Annotated in this window: 9 protein-coding genes; all 9 read left to right on the forward strand. The window is 36.2% G+C overall.

Features of this window, described 5'->3' with window-relative positions; all coding sequences use genetic code 11:
- The first annotated feature begins 12 nt into the window (after nucleotides 1–12).
- The 9 genes from atpG (at nucleotide 13) to NBE98_RS04105 (ending at nucleotide 17,261) form a co-directional block, all read left to right on the forward strand.
- Nucleotides 13–867 carry an ATP synthase F1 subunit gamma gene (gene atpG, locus NBE98_RS04060; protein ID WP_250812848.1) on the forward strand — a complete coding sequence of 285 codons (855 nt, stop codon included), beginning with the start codon at nucleotides 13–15 and terminating at the stop codon, nucleotides 865–867.
- A 21-nt stretch (nucleotides 868–888) separates the two neighbouring features.
- Complete coding sequence (atpD, locus tag NBE98_RS04065; protein WP_250812849.1) at nucleotides 889–2,289, forward strand: F0F1 ATP synthase subunit beta; 1,401 nt, start codon at nucleotides 889–891, stop codon at nucleotides 2,287–2,289.
- A 14-nt stretch (nucleotides 2,290–2,303) separates the two neighbouring features.
- Nucleotides 2,304–2,699, forward strand: a complete 396-nt coding sequence (gene atpC / locus NBE98_RS04070) for an ATP synthase F1 subunit epsilon (RefSeq protein ID WP_250812850.1) — start codon at nucleotides 2,304–2,306, stop codon at nucleotides 2,697–2,699.
- A 305-nt stretch (nucleotides 2,700–3,004) separates the two neighbouring features.
- Nucleotides 3,005–7,306: a 2-hydroxyacyl-CoA dehydratase gene (locus tag NBE98_RS04075; RefSeq protein ID WP_250812852.1), complete on the forward strand. Its 4,302-nt coding sequence runs from the start codon at nucleotides 3,005–3,007 to the stop codon at nucleotides 7,304–7,306.
- A gap of 124 nt (nucleotides 7,307–7,430) precedes the next feature.
- Nucleotides 7,431–11,777 (forward strand): DNA polymerase III subunit alpha, encoded by a 4,347-nt coding sequence (polC, locus tag NBE98_RS04080; RefSeq protein ID WP_250812855.1) that lies wholly within the window; start codon nucleotides 7,431–7,433, stop codon nucleotides 11,775–11,777.
- A gap of 248 nt (nucleotides 11,778–12,025) precedes the next feature.
- Entirely contained in the window at nucleotides 12,026–13,894 is a 1,869-nt protein-coding gene (locus NBE98_RS04085; protein ID WP_250812857.1) for a peptide ABC transporter substrate-binding protein, read from the forward strand.
- Between the two features lie 92 nt (nucleotides 13,895–13,986).
- The gene (locus NBE98_RS04090; protein ID WP_250812859.1) at nucleotides 13,987–14,916 is read left to right on the forward strand and encodes an ABC transporter permease; all 930 of its coding nucleotides are present in this window, start codon (nucleotides 13,987–13,989) and stop codon (nucleotides 14,914–14,916) included.
- A 3-nt stretch (nucleotides 14,917–14,919) separates the two neighbouring features.
- Nucleotides 14,920–16,200 (forward strand): ABC transporter permease, encoded by a 1,281-nt coding sequence (locus tag NBE98_RS22380; RefSeq protein ID WP_284703596.1) that lies wholly within the window; start codon nucleotides 14,920–14,922, stop codon nucleotides 16,198–16,200.
- 11 nt (nucleotides 16,201–16,211) lie between these two features.
- The gene (locus NBE98_RS04105) at nucleotides 16,212–17,261 is read left to right on the forward strand and encodes an ABC transporter ATP-binding protein (RefSeq protein ID WP_250812862.1); all 1,050 of its coding nucleotides are present in this window, start codon (nucleotides 16,212–16,214) and stop codon (nucleotides 17,259–17,261) included.

Here is a 17,261-nt window from a genome sequence, read left to right on the forward strand (position 1 = left end):
GAGGGGTTATATGTGGCAGGCTCTGGACTTATAGGTATAAAAAGAAGAATTAAATCTGTAACTAATACAAGTAAGATTACGAAGGCTATGGGACTTGTTGCCACTTCAAAATTTAGAAAAACGAAGGATGAATTAGAGAAAAATCAAAAGTACACTGACTCCTTCAAAGAAGTTCTAAAAGATGTTTTGATAAGCCACACAAGTCCTAATGTATATAAGGATGGGAATGGCAGCAAGAAAAAATTATACATTGTTTTAACTTCAGATTCAGGTCTTTGTGGTTCCTTTAATGCCAATATAATAAACAAAGCTGTAGAAGAAATAAAGGATGACAAGGAAAACTCCATTATTATGGTAATAGGAGCAAAAGGTATTTCTTATTTTAGCAGATTTAATTATGAGGTTGCTTTAAAGTATACAGATATTCATGATATACCAACATTAGGAGATGCAAATGACTTTGCAATGGTTGCATGGAAGATGTATAAAAATAGAGAAGTTGGTCAAATAAAGATAATTTATGCACACTTTATATCACAGGCAAAGCAGGATATTGTAGTTGAGCAGCTTCTGCCTTTTAGCAGTGGAGAAAGCACCAAGGACAACAATGGATTTACTATTTTTGAGCCTACAATTGAGTCGGTTATAAAGGATATGATTCCGCTATATATGAGAGAAAAGGTGCTTAATTGCTTGCTTCAATCTAAAACTAGCGAACAGGCAACAAGAATGACTGCAATGGATGGTGCTACAAAGAGTGCAAATCAACTATTAGATAAATTAAAGCTTCAGTTTAACAGACTCAGACAGAGTGCAATTACGCAGGAAATATCAGAAATAGTTGGCGGAGCTGAAGCTCAGAAATAAGGATTGGGAGGACGTGAGTTCATGTCTGAAAGCATAGGCAAGGTTGTACAGGTTATAGGACCTGTTGTAGATATAAAGTTTAACTCAGAAAATCTACCTAGCATTTACAATGCCATTGAGATAAAAACTTCTCATGGAGAGCCTTTAGTTGTAGAAGTAGAACAGCATATAGGAGACGATGTTGTTAGAACTATTGCCATGGATTCTACTGAAGGTTTAAAGAGGGGAATGGAAGCGGTTGATACTGGAACGCCAATCTCAGTTCCAGTAGGAAAAGAATGCTTAGGAAGACTGTTTAATGTTTTAGGAAAAGCTATAGATGGTGGTGATGCTGTAAAGGCTAGCACATATTATCCAATACACAGGTCAGCACCAAGCTTTGAAGAACAATCCGTTTCACCAGAAATGTTTGAAACAGGAATAAAGGTTATTGATCTTATAGCACCCTATCAAAGAGGCGGTAAAATAGGACTTTTTGGTGGTGCAGGAGTAGGTAAAACAGTATTGATTCAGGAACTTATAAACAATATAGCTAAGCAGCATGGAGGAATATCTGTATTTACAGGTGTTGGCGAGAGAACAAGAGAAGGTAATGACCTTTACTATGAAATGAAAGAATCAGGGGTTATCAACAAAACTGCATTAGTGTTCGGACAGATGAACGAACCGCCTGGAGCAAGAATGAGAGTTGCTCTAACTGGTCTTACTATGGCTGAATATTACAGAGATCAGGGACAGGATGTACTATTATTTATTGATAATATCTTTAGATTTACTCAAGCGGGCTCAGAGGTTTCAGCATTGCTTGGAAGAATACCAAGCGCTGTTGGATACCAGCCAACCTTAGCCACTGAAATGGGAGCTCTTCAAGAAAGAATAACTTCCACAAAGCATGGATCCATAACATCTGTGCAAGCGGTTTATGTGCCTGCAGACGATTTGACAGATCCAGCTCCCGCAACTACTTTTGCTCACCTTGATGCAACAACAGTTTTATCAAGAGCAATAGTGGAGCTTGGTATATATCCGGCTGTAGATCCGCTTGATTCAACTTCTAGAATCCTTGATCCAAGAGTTGTGGGTGAAGAGCACTATAAGGTAGCAAATGATGTTAAGCATATTCTTGAGAGATACAAGGAGCTTCAAGATATCATTGCTATACTTGGAATAGATGAATTATCTGATGAAGATAAGCTAGTAGTAGCAAGGGCAAGAAAGGTTCAAAGATTTTTATCTCAGCCTTTTACAGTAGGAGAACAATTTACAGGTATTCCTGGAAAATTCGTTTCTGTAAAGGAAACAGTTAGAGGTTTTAAGGAAATACTTGAAGGAAAGCATGATGACCTTCCAGAAGCAGCTTTTCTTTTTGTAGGAACTATTGACGAGGCTGTTGAAACTGCAAAGAAGATGATGGCTGAGTAAAGGGGAGATTATAAATGAGTGAAGCATTAAAGCTTACTATATTAACTCCTGAAAGAGAAGTTTTTGCTGGAGAAGTGAAGGAGCTAAGTACTGAAAATGAATTAGGAAGATTAGAAATTCTTTCTAAACATATGCCAATGATTACTTCATTGACACCAACAGTAACTATGTTTACTACTTCAGATGGTGTACGCCATAAAGTTTTTACCTCAACTGGGGTTCTTAAAGTATATAATAATTACATTACTATGCTTATCGAAACAGCTGAATGGCCTGAGGAAATAGATATTAGCAGAGCTAAACATGCTAAAGAAGAGGCTGTAAATCTTTTGCATAAGTCAGGCACTGATCACAAAAAAGCTGAATTAAAATTAAGAAGAGCTTTAGCTAGAATAAAAACAAAACACTAATAAAATTCCAAGTTGCATCGTTGCTGCTTGGAATTTTATTTATATATAATGCAAAAGTTCTAATACACTAGAAGTGTCACAAAAATCCTTGAAAATTGGATATTTTGATACTTTGCTAGTGTAAGAACTTTATCACATTATATATAGTTGAAGAAAATGTAGTAAAGTTATATAATTAGTAATATATTTTATACAGTAAATAACATTTATGAGTAAGCTTAGTATAATGTACTAGGGTGTGTATATTAAACCTTAATTTATTACTTTCATGAGGGGGGACAAAGCTTTTGTAAAGCTTAAGTTATATGGAGAGATTACTGCATATGGGGCTTGACGTAGGCTCAACCACTGTTAAGCTGGTAGTTTTAGATAAGAACTTAAACATGCTTTATAGTAGATATGAGAGACACTATTCGGATATAAAAAAGACAATTGTAGATTTAATAACTGATGCCTATAGCCGTTTTGAAAATAACAGTGTTACGATAAATATAACAGGCTCAGGTGGACTTGCTGTAGCCAAATGGTTGAATGTCCCCTTCATTCAAGAAGTAATTGCCGGGACTAAGACCGTAGAAAAGTATATACCTCAGACTGATGTAATTATTGAACTTGGTGGCGAAGATGCAAAGATAACCTATTTTGATGATGGTGTTGATCAAAGAATGAACGGAACCTGTGCAGGGGGGACTGGTGCTTTTATTGATCAAATGGCATCTCTTCTGCAGACAGATGCTTTAGGCTTAAATGAACTAGCTAAGAGCTATAAGGTTATATATCCTATAGCGGCAAGATGTGGTGTTTTTGCTAAGACGGATATTCAGCCGCTTTTAAATGAAGGTGCTGCAAAAGAAGATATAGCAGCATCTGTTTTTCAATCAGTCGTTAATCAGACTATTAGTGGACTTGCATGTGGAAAACCTATTAGAGGGAAAGTTGCATTTTTAGGAGGACCTCTTTATTTTCTTTCAGAGCTAAGAAAGAGATTTATCGAAACCTTGAATCTTACAGAGGAAAAAATAATTTTTCCAAAGAATTCACAGCTTTTTGTAGCTATGGGAGCTGCCATAGCTTCAAGGGACAGTGAGGATATGGCATTTACCACTTTAATGGATAGAATACCAGCACTAAAACAAGCTTCTTCACATGAAGTTCAAAGACTAAGAGCCTTATTTATGGATGAGCAGGAATATGAAGCGTTCACAAAAAGGCACCAAAGTAATAAAGCAAAAAGAAAAAGTATTAAAGATTTTCATGGGAACTGCTTTTTAGGAATAGATGCTGGTTCAACTACTACTAAGGCAGTATTAATAGATGAAAAAGGTACAATACTGTACACTTATTATGGCAGCAATGGAGGAAGTCCCTTAAAAAGTTCTATAAAAATTTTAAAGGAACTATATAGTGTAATGCCAAGAAATGCAAGACTTAGGAATTCCACTGTAACTGGATATGGAGAAGCTTTGTTAAAAGCTGCGTTATCAGTAGATATAGGCGAAATAGAAACAATAGCTCATTATAAAGCTGCGGAATTCTTTCTGCCAGGAGTGGATTTTATACTTGATATAGGCGGACAAGATATGAAGTGCCTAAGAATTAAGGATGGGGTTATAGACAGCATACTGCTCAATGAAGCATGTTCTTCAGGCTGCGGCTCCTTTATCGAAACCTTTGCCCATTCTTTAAATCTGAGTGTAGAAGAATTTGCTCAGGCTGCACTAAAGGCAGAAAAACCTGTTGACCTTGGTTCAAGATGCACTGTATTTATGAATTCAAGAGTTAAACAGGCTCAAAAGGAAGGGGCCACAGTAGGAGATATATCTGCTGGTCTTTCTTATTCTGTTATTAAAAATGCATTGCTTAAGGTTATTAAAATCAGAAATCCAAAGGAAATGGGCGAAAAGATAATTGTTCAGGGAGGAACCTTTTATAATGATGCTATATTAAGGGCTTTTGAGCTAGTATCTGAAAGGGAAGCGGTAAGACCTGATATTGCAGGCCTTATGGGTGCTTTTGGGGCAGCTTTGATAGCCAAAGAAAGATATGTAGAAGGAAAAGTTTCAACTTTGTTGTCGGGAGAACGAGTGAACTCTTTTAATGTAGAAACATCTATGAGAAGATGCGGGCTTTGCGGAAATAACTGCTTGCTTACAATAAATAAATTCAACGATAAAAAGGAATTTATATCTGGAAATCGTTGTGAGAGACCGTTGGGGCTAACTAGCAAAAAGAATGAAGTGCCAAATCTTTTTGATTATAAATATAAAAGAATTTTTAATTATACACCACTTAAAAAAGAAGAAGCTTCAAGAGGTTCTGTGGGAATACCAAGAGTGTTAAACATGTATGAAAATTACCCTTTCTGGTTTACCTTCTTTAATGATCTAAGCTTTAGGGTGGAATTGTCTCCGAGATCTTCAAAAAGTATATATGAAATGGGAATTGAAACAATACCCTCAGAATCGGTTTGTTATCCTGCCAAGCTTGTTCATGGTCATATAATGAGCTTAATAAAGCGTGGAGTTAAATTTATATTCTATCCATGCATACCTTTGGAAAAAAAGGAACAGGAACTGGCAGAAAACCATTACAATTGTCCTATAGTTACTTCTTATGCAGAGGTTATAAGAACCAATATGGATGTACTAAAGGATGAGAAAATAGTTTACAAGAACCCTTTCTTATCATTGGATAATAAAGATAAACTTAAAAAGAGGCTTTTTGATGAGCTTAAGTTCTTAAATATATCAAAATCAGAAATTGACAATGCTGTAGAGAAGGCTTGGAAAGAGCAGGAAAGCTGCAGAGAGGAAATTAGAAAAAAAGGTGAAGAGGTAGTCAGCTACCTGAGAGAAACCGGAAAAAAGGGAATTATTCTTGCAGGAAGGCCTTATCATATAGATCCCGAAATAAATCATGGCATACCAAATTTAATAACTGAATTTGACATGGCTGTGCTTACAGAGGACTCTGTTTTTCAGCTTGGCAAGGTTGAAAGACCATTAAGAGTAGTAGATCAATGGGTTTATCACTCAAGACTTTATGCCGCCGCAAGCTTTGCGGCCCAAGAGAATAATTTGGAGTTGGTTCAGCTTAACTCTTTTGGCTGCGGTTTAGATGCAGTTACTACGGATCAGGTTCAGGAAATCCTTCATATGTATGGGAAAATTTATACAGTGCTCAAAATAGATGAAGGCAATAATTTAGGGGCTGCAAGAATAAGGATTAGATCACTTAGGGCGGCAATGGAAGAAAGAGAAAGAAACGGTCTTAAAAGAAAATTTGTTGAGGATAAGCAAGTGAGGGTTCCATTCACTGAAAAAATGAGGGAACATCACACAATTTTAGCGCCACAAATGTCTCCAATTCACTTTCAATTTTTACAAGAAGCCTTCCAAGCTTCAGGCTATAATGTTGTAGTACTTCCATCTGTAGATTCAAAAGCTGTAGATGAAGGATTAAAGTATGTAAACAACGATGCTTGTTATCCAACTATAGTAGTTGTAGGACAAATATTGGAGGCAATTAAATCTGGCAAATATGACACTAATAATTTATCTGTATTGATTACTCAAACTGGTGGGGGCTGCAGAGCTACAAATTATATAGGTTTTTTAAGAAAAGCCTTAAAGGATGCTGGGTATACAAATATACCAGTAATATCTTTAAACGCACTTGGAATGGAAAAAAATCCTGGCTTTGTGTTAACTCCAGGACTTATGAACAAAGCAATGATGGCTTTGGCTTATGGCGATATTCTAATGAGAGTGCTTTTAAAAACAAGACCCTATGAAAAAATTGAAGGCTCAGCAAATCTCTTATATGAATCCTGGGCAGATAGATGTAAGGAAGCAGTAAAGACCGGCGAGCATAAATTATTTAAGCAAAATATAAGAAGAATAGTTGAAGATTTTGATAGTTTGCCACTAAAAGATATTGTGAAGCCTAAAGTAGGTCTAGTAGGAGAAATACTGGTAAAGTTCCATCCTACAGCAAACAATAACGCTATAGGAGTTGTAGAAAGCGAAGGCTGCGAGGCTGTAATGCCAGATTTAATGGACTTTTTGCTTTACTGTGCTTACGATGCAAACTTTAAATACAAGTATCTTGCGGGATCAAGAAAAAAGCAAGTGCTAAGCAATGCAGCAATTCTAGGAATGGAATATTACAGAAAAGAAATGAAAAGAGCTCTTCATAAGAGCAAGCGCTTTGAACCTCCTAAGAGTATTAGGCAGCTTGCAGAAGGTGCAGAACCTATACTATCCCTCGGAAACCAAACCGGGGAAGGATGGTTTTTAACTGCTGAAATGGTAGAGCTTATTGAAAGCGGAGTTAAAAATATTATATGTATGCAGCCTTTTGCCTGTCTTCCTAACCACGTGACAGGAAAAGGAATGATAAAAGAGCTTAAGCATAGATATCCTGGTGCAAATATTGTGGCGGTAGATTATGACCCCGGAGCCAGTGAGGTCAACCAGCTAAATAGAATTAAGCTTATGCTGTCTGTTGCCTTTAAAAATCTTCAATATGAAGAAAGTAGTGTGGCTCTCCATGAGGCAGCTTATGAAGAATTAAAAACAAAAAATGAACAATTATCAATGAAATAAAGAGGTATATAGGTGCTTTTAAAAAAGAAGCACCTATATACCTCTTTTTCCTACATGACAAAAGTGAACCTAACCTATATAATAGTAGGGTACTAAAAGTTTTTGAGAGAAGGATAAAAATGCCATGAAGAAAGTAAACGAAATTTTTAGTGATTATAAGGTGGGAGGGAACATTAATACTGCAACTGTAGAAGGAGTAGTATTAAGCAAGAAAACTAAAACCCTTGAAATGAAGATAAGCTCGGAAAAATATATAGATGTGAAAGAATTTGAGTACTTAAATAGCTTTATAAAGAGAAGATTTGCTTTGGAAAACTCTGTAATTACTGTTAAGTATGCTGATGGAACAGAGAAAAAGCCTATAGAAGAGGAGCTTAAAAACATTGTGTTCCTACTGGCAGAAAAATATCCAGCCTTAAAAGCGGTGCTTAGTAACAGTGAGTATGAAGTTGTGAATGGTACAATAAATTTCAACTTTAACATGGAAGTATCTAATTTTTTAAGAGCTATGGATTACGATAAAAAGGTTTATGAGGCTATAAAAAATTTATATGGTACAGCCTATAAAATTAATTTCGTTGATAGAGTAACTGGAGAAGACTTTATAAGACAGCAAGAGGAAATACGAGAAAAAGAAATGCAGTCTATTAAAAAGGAAATTAAAGCCACATTAAGCAATAATGCAGCAAAAGTTTCTAAAGAAACTTCAGAAAACAAGCAGGATGCAAAAGCAGAAGGTGATGGCAAGAAGGGTGATCCGTTCTTAATTTTAGGTAGAAATTCAAAAATTAAGGAACCTGTAATAAAAATTACTGATATTACACCAGATGAAGGTAGAATTTGCATAGAGGGAGAAATCTCTAATTTGGAGTCAAAGGAATTAAAGAGCGGAAAAACCTTAGTTTCTTTTGACTTGTATGATGGTTCAAGTTCCATGACCTGTAAATCTTTTTTAAAGCCTGGTGAAGAGGGTGAAGTATTATCAAGGCTTAAAGGCGCTAAAGGAGCTAAGCTTGTTGGAAATGCTGGCTACAGCAACTTTTCTGGTGAAGTTGAGCTTATTGCTAATACAATAATTGAGACAGAAGGTAGGAAAAAGATTAAGAGAACGGATAATTCTGAAGTAAAGAGAGTAGAGCTTCATATGCATACTCAAATGAGCCAAATGGATGCTATGACTAGTGCTACTGATTTAATTAAGAGAGCTATGAGCTGGGGCATGAAATCAATTGCTATAACAGATCATGGAGTAGTTCAGGCTTTTCCTGAAGCTCATAAGCTTTTAGGAAGAGATAATCCAAACATGAAGGTTATATACGGTATGGAAGCTTATTTAGCTCCTGATAAAAAGCCTTCTGTAACAAATCAAAAGGGGCAGAGCATAGATACAACTTATTGCATACTTGACTTGGAAACCACAGGTTTCTCACCAGTAACAGAAAAAATAACTGAAATAGGAATAATGAAATACCAAAATGGCAAGGTGATAGACAGTTTCAGCTGCTTTGTAAATCCTGAAAAGCCTATTCCCGCAAAGGTTATAGAGGTTACAAATATTACTGATGATATGGTAAAGGATGCAGAAACTATAGATAAGGTATTTCCTAAAGTATTGGAGTTTATTAAGGATACTGTCCTAGTTGCTCATAACGCTGCTTTTGATATTAACTTCTTAAAGTATAATGCTAAAGTCTTGGGCTATGAATTTGATTTTACATATGTAGATACGCTGACCTTGGCACAGGAAGTCTTTCCAGATTTTAAAACCTATAAGCTAGGAAGAATTGCTAAAAATCTTGGAATAAAGGTTGAAGTTGCACATAGAGCCCTAGATGATGTTGACACTACTGTTAAGGTGTTTAAGGTAATGCTTGATAAGCTTAAGGAAAGAGGAGCTCAAACACTTGAGGATGTAGATAGGTTTGGTTCTGATGAGCAAGCTAAAAAAGAAGAGTTTAAAAAGCTTAAAACCTATCATGCAATAATACTAGCTAAGGACTATGTAGGACTTAAAAATTTGTACAGATTAGTATCTTACTCAAACTTAGATTATTTTTATAAAAAGCCTCGTATATTAAAAAGCATGTACAAAAAGTATTCTGAGGGGTTAATTATAGGCAGTGCCTGCAGCGAAGGAGAGCTTTATCAGTCAATACTTTTAGGAAAATCCGATGAGGAAATTGAAGCTATTGCTGAAGAATATGATTATTTGGAAATACAGCCTCTAGGAAACAATGATTATTTAGTAAGGCAGGAGCAAGTACCTAATAAGGATTACTTGAAGGAAATAAACAAGAAAATCGTAGCACTGGGAGAAAAGCTCAACAAGCCTGTAGTTGCTACAGGAGATGTTCATTTTATTGACCCTGAAGATGAAATATACAGGCGTATACTTGAAGCAGGACAGGGCTTTAAGGATGCGGATAATCAAGCGCCTTTATATCTAAAAACCACTGAGGAGATGCTTGCAGAATTCTCCTATTTGGGAAGAGAAAAAGCTTACGAGGTAGTAGTAGCAAACACTAATATGATAGCAGACATGTGCGAGCAGATTAGCCCTATTTCACCTCAAAAGGCTACACCGCATATAGATGGCTGCGAGCAAACTATAAGGGACATTACCTATGACAAAGCTCATGAACTTTATGGAGATATTCTGCCAGAATTAGTAGAGAAAAGGCTTGAAAGAGAGCTTGATTCTATCATTAAAAACGGCTTCTCCGTGATGTATATCATCGCTCAGAAGCTTGTATGGAAATCAAATGAGGATGGTTATTTAGTTGGTTCTAGAGGTTCTGTTGGTTCTTCCGTGGTGGCTTATATGACAGGTATAACAGAGGTAAATGCACTTCCTCCTCATTATAGGTGTCCTAAATGCAAGCACTCGGATTTTTCAGACTATGGTTATAAAATTGGTTTTGACCTTCCTGATAAAGATTGCCCAGTTTGTGGAGAACAGTTGGCTAAGGATGGGATAGACATACCTTTTGAAACCTTCTTGGGCTTTAATGGAGACAAGGAACCTGATATAGACCTGAATTTCTCTGGTGAATATCAGGCAAAGGCACATAAATATACAGAGGTTATTTTTGGAAAAGGCACAACCTTTAAAGCTGGGACTATAGGTACCATAGCTGAAAAAACAGCCTTTGGATATGTTAAAAAGTACTTTGAGGAAAAAGGGGTTAAAGTAAACAAGGCTGAAATTATGAGAATCTCAAAGGGATGCACTGGTATAAAAAGAACTACAGGTCAGCACCCTGGTGGAATAATAGTAGTTCCAAAAGGACGTGAAATTTTTGAATTCTGTCCGGTACAGCATCCTGCTGATGACCCAAATTCAGATATTATTACAACTCACTTTGATTATCACTCAATAGATCAGAATCTTTTGAAGCTTGATATACTTGGCCACGACGATCCTACAGTAATAAGAATGCTTCAGGACATAACAGGAGTAGATCCTAAAACTATACCTTTAGATGATAAGGCAACAATGTCTATATTTTCTTCAACCGATGCACTAGGAGTAACACCGCAGCAGATTAACTCAAAGGTAGGGAGTTTTGGTATTCCTGAGTTTGGTACAAAATTTGTTAGAGGGATGCTTCTGGATACAATGCCTAAGACTTTTATGGATTTAATATGTATATCAGGTCTTTCCCACGGTACGGACGTTTGGCTTGGAAATGCAAAGGATCTAATTGATGGAGGCATAGTTACCAGCATCAGTGAAGCTGTTTGTACTAGAGACGATATAATGGTTTACCTTATTAAAAAAGGTTTGCCGCCAAACACTGCCTTTAAGATAATGGAAACTGTACGTAAAGGAAAGGCTTTAAAGGATCCAAAATTTCCTGAGTATGAAGCTTTAATGAGGGAATGCCAAGTACCTGAATGGTACATAGAATCCTGTAAAAAGATAAAATACATGTTCCCTAAGGCCCACGCTGCAGCTTACGTAACTATGGCCTTTAGGATAGCGTGGTTTAAAGTTCATATACCTAAAGCCTATTATGCAGCCTACTTCTCCATAAGGGCTAAGGCATTTGATGCAGAATTTATGATTTTTGGGAAAGAAAAAGTCAAGGAAAAAATGAAGGAAATTGAGATGATGGGAAACCAAGCTGCTCCTAAGGATAAGGATATGTATGATGACTTGGAATTGGTTCTAGAAATGTATGAAAGAGGAATAAAATTTCTTGCAATTGATTTATATAAATCACACGCCACAAAGTTTATAGTTGAGGATGATGGAATAAGACCGCCTTTAAACAGCATAGCAGGTATGGGAAATGTAGCGGCAGAAAGTATATATAATGCTGCTAAAGGGGAGCCTTTCAACTCCATTGAAGAGGTAAGGAAACGTGCTAAGATAGGAAATGCTGCTATAGACTTGTTGAAAAAGTTTGATTGCTTAAGAGGCCTTCCAGAAAGTGATCAATTAAGCATATTTGATATGCTTGCATAATAGTTTACTGTTAACATATAACCTAGTATTAAAACATATTTAGAGAGTAAAAATGACATGCCGACTACGGTATGTCATTTTTTATGCAGATAATTAATAAAGGTATACTAGATATTTTTTTAACTAATATTTAAAAATGTTAGCATAGAGTAAAATTTATGAACATATTATTAATTATATTAAATGAGGCTGTTTGAGATGGCAGAAGTGGAGTAACTATTTTTAGTAATTAATTAGGGGGAAAAGAAATGAGAAGTAAAAAATTGCTTGCATCAGTACTTACAGCGGTTTTAGTCCTGTCAACAGCTTTGGTTGGCTGCGATAGTAAAACTAGCCCAGCCCCAACTCCAAGCAATGGAACAGGTAATGAACAACAAAAGTACACAGGACCTAAGGTACTTGATTATGTAATTGGCGATGAACCACAAACTTTGGATGCTCAGCAGATGATAGGCCAGCCGGATATGTTTGCACTAAATTTCTTTATGGAAGGCTTGACTCGTTCTGGAAAGGAAGAAGGCAAATATGAACCAGCAGTAGCAAAGTCTTGGACTTTTAACGAAGCTGCGAATTCTTATACCTTCGAATTAAACAAGGATGCAAAGTGGAGCAACGGAGATCCAGTTACAGCAGCTGATTTCTTCTTTGCATGGAGACTTGCTATGGAAGAAAGTACACCCTATAGCTTCATGCTTCAATATATCAAAGGCGCTCCAGACTATGCAGCTGTAACAAAGAAGTCCTTCCTGCTTGGCAAGGATGCAAATTTCAAAGCTTTAAATGAGAAATATAAGGCTGAAACCAATGCAGATAAGAAAAAAGATTTAAAATCTCAGGTTTCAAAGAGAATTGAAACTATGACAGATGCAGAACAAGCTGAATATAAGAAAATGAAAGATGATTTATGGGCTAAAGTTGGCGCTAAAGAGAAGGATGGAAAGCTTGAAATACAACTAGATTCTCCAGTGCCATTCTTTTTAGGCTTAACTTCATTCCCAGTTTACTACCCAATGAATGAAAAGTTCTATAACGAGCATAAGAAAGCTGGAGATTATACATTAGAAGCTGCTGGACTATTATCAAATGGTCCATGGGTTGTTAAGGAATGGAAGCATAAGGAAAGCTTTAAGTTTGTTAAAAACGATAAGTTCTGGAATAAGAATAATATAAAAATTGATGAAGTTAATTTAAAGGTTGTAAATGATGTATCAACCAGAACAAATTTATTAAAAACTGGCAAGCTTGATGGTGCAGCAATTCAATCAACAGACCTAAAAGAATTCGAAGATGCTGCAGTTTTAAATCAATATAATTTACAGCCACTAGTAAATATGCCTGACTATAGCATATTCTATATAGATTTTAATCACTTTAACAATAAGATTACTCAAAATGCCAATATAAGAAAAGCTATGGCTTATGCAATGGACCGCAAGAGCTTTGTTGAGAAGATTAACTTAGGTGATGAGCCTGCTTTAGGAATAATTCCAAGCCATTTCCTTGGACTAAGTAAATCTTTCCGCGAAGAAAATGGAGTATCTTTATTCCCAGATAATCAAAAGGAAAAAGCTAAGGAATACTTGTCTAAGGGACTTCAAGAGCTTGGACTGAAAGAATTGCCTACAATGGATATGCTTATTGATACTGGGGATATATCTATGAAGATTGCTCAAAAGTATCAGGAAGACTGGAAACAGGTTGGTATAAGCATTAATTTAGTTCCAGTTCCATGGTCTGAAAAGCTCAGCAGATTGCAATCTGGAGACTTTGGCCTTTGTGCAGATGGATGGGGACCAGACTACCTAGATCCAATGACTTTCCTAGAGCTGTTTACAACCGAGAATGGAAACAATTATGGTAAGTATAGCAATCCAAAGTACGATGAGCTTATTACAAAGGCTTCAACTGAGAAAGATAAAGCTAAACGTATGGGATACTTCTATGAAGCAGAAAAAATCCTTATTGAAGACATGGTTGTTGCACCTAACTATTATAGAATGGCTCACTGGACTTTCAGAAAGTATTTAACTGGTGTTGTTAGCAGAGGTATTGGAGCTAATACTGATTTTTACTGGGCAGACATAGACATGAATGCTAAGATGGCAGAAAAGAAGTAGCATTAATTTAAGACTTAATTATAAAGGGTATATGCCGCAACATATACCCTTTATAGATAAAATTGTAAAAATAATAGAAAAGAGGGATTAGTTTGCTTAGGTATATACTTAAAAGATTACTATATGCCTTTATAACTGTATGGGTTATAGCTACCTTGACTTTTTTACTTATGAAAGCACTGCCTGGAGATCCATTTAATGATCCTAAGTTAAAACCAGAAGTGAAACAGGCTCTCATGGATAAATATAAGCTAAATGAACCTGTTTTGAAGCAGTATGGAATATATTTAAACAATTTGATTCATGGTGATTTGGGAACCTCTATAAAGTTTCCTGGAAGATCTGTTACAACAATTATAAAAACCAGCTTTCCTAAATCTTTTGCTTTAGGCTGGAGAGCTATGCTTTTAGCTTCTACCCTTGGAATATTTTTTGGGCTTGTAGCAGCATTAAATCACAACAAATGGATTGACTACCTAGTAATATTTATAGCTATACTTGGAGTATCAGTTCCTAATATTGTTATGGGTCCTTTCCTTTCCTACAATTTTGGGGTTAAGCTTGGTTGGCTTCCTGTAACTGTGGACAATACAGCGCGTTCTTTTATCCTTCCTGTCATAACCCTTTCCCTTGGTACTTTAGCCTTTGTATCGAGAATGATGAGAACAACTACACTTGAGATAAATGGCCAGGATTATATTTTAACTGCAAAGTCTAAAGGTATTACAAAGCCCCAAGTTGTATGGAAACATACTATACGCAATGCTATTATGCCAGTTGTAACCGTTTTAGGACCTCTGTTTGCAGGTATTATTACTGGATCAATTGTTGTCGAAAAAGTATATGCAGTAGCAGGACTTGGTGAGTATTTTGTAAATACAATCCTTTCTCAGGATTATCCAATGATTATGGGAATAACTCTTTTTTATGCAGTACTTATAATAGCTTCAATGTTGATTGTTGATATTGCTTACGGCTTTATTGACCCAAGGCTTAGAGGCAGTATGGAAGGAGGAGAATAGGCTATGGAAACTATTGATAAGTCTTTGTTTGAGCTAGAAGGTAAAAACTTAGAGGCAGCTCAAAAAATCAGTCGTCCTAGCATGTCTTATCTACAGGATGCGCTTAGAAGGCTTAAGAAGAATAAACCAGCCATGATCTCCTTCTGGATTCTTGTTTTTATGATAGTGATGTCGCTGATAGGGCCAATAATATCAAAGACACTATATGGGCACACTTACAGAAATCAGGATTTAAATGTACAGAATCAAACTATGATTTTAAGCAGTAAAAGAAGCATTATGCTTACTGAAAATAGCGCCTTTACTTACAAAAAGTATAATCATGATCTTAGAAAAACAAAAATTTCCTTTGAAGGTATAGAACTCCCGAAAACTGGTGTTATAGGTGTTAAGATAGGTAATAAAGCTGAAGAAGCTCAGCAGGGAGATCAAAAGGAATTTAGGTTTCAGGTTAAGACAGAACCTGGAGACAGCTTGGATAAGATAGTAGAAAAATTAAAGGCTGAGGCTGATAAACAGCTTCAAAAAGATCCTGATTTTAGAGGACTAAACTTCAAAGTAAAGGGCAGTACCCTAACTATAGAAAGTATAGGAGAAACGAAATTTAATAAAAAATATTGGTTTGGAACAGACATGTTTGGACGTGACATATTTACTCGTGTTTGGGAAGGTGGAAGGGTTTCGTTTTTTATAGCATTCTTATCAGTGTTCATTACTTCAATAATTGGAATTATGTATGGAGGCATTTCAGGCTATATTGGGGGAAGAACAGATACCTTAATGATGAGATTTGTTGAAGTTTTAATGGTAGTGCCAGACCTTCTTTACATTATATTGCTGCTTCAGGTAATGAAGCAAGGCTTAAGACCTATTATTATAGTTCTTGCTGCAACTTCCTGGATGGGAATTGCACGTATTGTAAGAGGAGAGGTTATGAGGCTTAAGCATTCAGAGTATGTGCTTGCAGCTGAAACTATTGGTTCTAGCAAAACAAGGATTATTTTAAGGCACTTAATACCTAATACTATGGGTCCAATAATTGTTCAAATGACTATGATGGTGCCTGCGATGATATTTACCGAAGCTTTCTTAAGCTTTATAGGATTAGGAATTCCTGTTCCATTTGCTTCCTGGGGATCTTTGGTTAACGAGGGAGCTCAGGTCTTTGTACAGTATCCTAATACGCTTCTTATGCCAGCCATAGCCCTGAGCCTTACAATGCTTGGATTTAATATACTTGGCGATGGACTTAGAGATGCTTTGGATCCAAAGCTTAGAAAGTAGGGGTGAGATGTATGAAGAAAAAGTTATTAGAGGTTAAAGATTTGAGTGTTTCCTTTGATACTTACGCTGGCGAAATACAAGCTGTTAGAGGAGTATCCTTTGACTTGTATGAAGGAGAAACTATTGCTATAGTTGGAGAATCAGGCTGTGGAAAGTCTGTTACTGCAAAATCCATAATGAGATTAAATCCTGAACCGCCAGCAAGATTCAAAGGCGGAGAAATATTGTTTAATGGTGAAGATATAACTAAAAAGTCTGAAAGAGAAATGAGAGATATAAGAGGCAGTAAAATATCCATAATATTTCAGGATCCAATGACTTCTTTAAACCCAACCATGACTATTGGAAAGCAAATAATGGAAGGCTTAAAGAAACACAAAAAATTAGATAACGAAGCAGCTAAAAAAGTGGCAATTAATATGCTTAAACTTGTTCAGATTCCAAATCCAGAGCAAAGGTTTAAAGAATATCCTCATCAGTTTTCAGGGGGAATGCGGCAGAGAGCAATGATAGCTATTGCATTAGTTTGCAATCCACAGCTTTTAATAGCAGATGAGCCAACTACTGCTTTAGACGTTACTATACAGGCACAAATAATTGAGCTAATGCTTGACCTGCAAAATAAGATAAATACTTCTATAATAATGATAACCCACGATTTGGGTGTTGTTGCTCATATTGCTCAAAGGGTTATTGTAATGTATGGTGGCAAGGTTGTTGAATATGGAAGTTCAAAGGATATTTTTTATAATCCAAAGCATCCCTACTCCTGGGGACTTCTAAATTCTGTGCCAAGGCTTGATATAGTTAAAAATGAAAACAGACTTGAATCTATCGAAGGAACACCTCCAGATTTATTTGCACCTCCAAGCGGCTGTCCTTTTGCAGACAGATGCGAGTATTCAATGAAGATTTGTAGAGCTAAAATGCCTCCTACTTTTGTTATAAGTGAAGGTCATGCGTCTGCCTGCTGGCTTAGTCATCCAGATGCACCTAAAGTTTCAAGAGATGCTTTAAAAGTTAAAAAAATCCCTTCAGAAGTGCTTGGAGGTGTTAAGTAG

Source organism: Clostridium swellfunianum (genome assembly GCF_023656515.1).
GTDB classification, from domain to species: domain Bacteria; phylum Bacillota; class Clostridia; order Clostridiales; family Clostridiaceae; genus Clostridium_AT; species Clostridium_AT swellfunianum.